The 2057-nt window shown below is 44.9% G+C and carries 2 protein-coding genes; both read left to right on the top strand.

Going from position 1 to position 2057, the window contains the following annotated elements:
- The first annotated feature begins 40 nt into the window (after window positions 1-40).
- Entirely contained in the window at window positions 41-1078 is a 1038-nt protein-coding gene (locus tag F6K20_RS35880; protein WP_229419737.1) for a zinc-dependent alcohol dehydrogenase, read from the top strand.
- A 129-nt stretch (window positions 1079-1207) separates the two neighbouring features.
- The coding region (locus tag F6K20_RS35875; protein ID WP_287298001.1) for a glucokinase at window positions 1208-2057 on the top strand (850 nt) is incomplete at its 3' end.

The raw sequence follows: 2057 nt of genomic DNA, 5'->3' as shown, positions 1-2057 counted from the left end.
TGAGATGCACCCACAGTAAACAACATTGGAGCAAAATATTATGACAACCATGCAGGCTGCGGTCTGGTATGGTCCAGGACGTGAGAACTTTCGCTTAGAAAAAATAGACCGACCATTACCTAGCGCAGGGGAAGTATTGATAAAGGTTCAGAAGTGTTTCTTTTGTGCGATGCACGCACGGGCGGTATTAGTGGGACACGCCAAACATAATCCTCCAGTCATTTTTGGTAGGATGCTGGCAGGAGATGTTGTTGCTGTAGGGGAGAGTGTTACCAAAGTCAAGCCAGGGATGCGCGTTACCGTCAACCCAGAAAAACCCTGTGGAGAGTGTTTTTACTGTCAGCGAGGAGCATTAGGCCATTGCCTCAACCCAACTAAGTTACAACCCGGTGGCATGGCTGAGTTTGTATGCGTTCCGGCTTCCCTGGCTAGCGGTATCGTTGAGCTGCCTTCATCAATTCCCTATGAGTTTGCTGCCTTTACAGAAACACTAGCCTGTATCCTTCAGGGTATTGACTTATCTAATATTGGTTTGTCCGATTGCGTGGTAATTATTGGTGATGGCGGTGTCGGACTGACCTTCCTTCAGCTAGCGAGCTTGAGAGGTGCTACCAAAATTATTCTAGCTGGCAAACATGATGATTCTCTGGAACAGGCATCAGCTTTGGGGGCTGATTGTACCGTTAATGTTACCCGAGAGTCTCTCAAAGAGATAGTGATGGCTCAAACCGACGGTTATGGTGCTGATGTGGTTATTGAAGCCGTTGGCTCTGGGGAAACCTATGAACAGGCATTAACCCTGCTCAGGTGTGGCGGTACCGCAGTTGGGTTTGGTGGAACACCCCCGGGAACTGAGTTTCGGGGCAATCCTAATTTAATTCATTATCGTTCCCTCAAGATTTATGGTAGCTATCGATATACTCCAGAGCATTTTCGTCAGGCCATAGAACTAATTTGCACAAAGAAGATTGATCTAGAACCGATTATTACCAATACTGTTCCCTTCTCAAAATTAACAACAGAAGCAGTTGATATCCACAATCAACCGGATTGCCGAGCTTTAGTGATTGATTTTTAAGAAGTTGATTAAGGTAAGCTATCAGCTATCAGCTGACGGCTGACGGCTGACGGCTGAATGCTTACTGATTAAGGTATAATTAACTTAAAACGTTGATAGCATTTTTTTATTTGTAATTTTGAATTACTTATGATATTAGCAGGTGACTTAGGGGCAACAAATTGCCGATTAGCGATATTTGACGAGAACCTCTCTGTAGTCCAAAAAAGCACTTATAAGTGCAAAGACTATCACAGTTTTGAGGAGCTGGTAGGGGCTTTCGTTGAAAGCTGTGACCATCCCATTAAAATTGCTTGTTTCGGCTTACCTGGTCCAATCAAGGAAGGTGTGTGTAAATTGACTAATTTACCCTGGGATAAAGTAGAAGCAGCTAAATTAGTTTCAGTTATAGGTGTTCCGGTTAACTTGCTCAACGATGTAGAAGCCAATGCTTATGGCATAGAAACCCTAAAAGATGATCAGTTAGTCACTCTTAATGTCGGCACTAAAATACCAGGGGGCAATCGAGCAGTAGTATCACCTGGTACTGGCTTAGGAGAAGCAGCAACCGTTGAGGTGAAAGGTCGAGTTCATGCGATCGCATCTGAAGGTGGAAGTACTGACTTTGCTCCTTTGGATGAGCTTCAAGTTGGACTAATGCGTTATGTTCAGCAAGAATACAAACGGGTGAGCTACGAGATTCTTGTAGGAGGTCCTGGCTTGGTTCGTATGTATAATTATTTGCGGGATAGCGGACATGGAAACACCCCTGAATGGTTAGCAGAAGAAATGAGCAAAGGAGAGCCAGCCGCAGCGATTAGTAATGCAGCTCTGGCCAATAAATGTCCCCTTTGTGTGCAAGCTTTAGAGATGTTTGTCTCAATCTTGGCATCTGAAGCCGCAAATGCTGCCCTTAAGTTTTTCGCAACTGGGGGTGTTTATATCGGTGGAGGGATTCCCCCTCGCATTCTCGATAAGCTGCGTGAACCTCTGTTTATGA

Source organism: Moorena sp. SIO2C4 (assembly GCF_010672485.1).
GTDB lineage: Bacteria > Cyanobacteriota > Cyanobacteriia > Cyanobacteriales > Coleofasciculaceae > Moorena > Moorena producens.
Note: the sequence above shows the minus strand (reverse complement) of the source record. Positions and strands in the feature narration are given on the sequence as shown.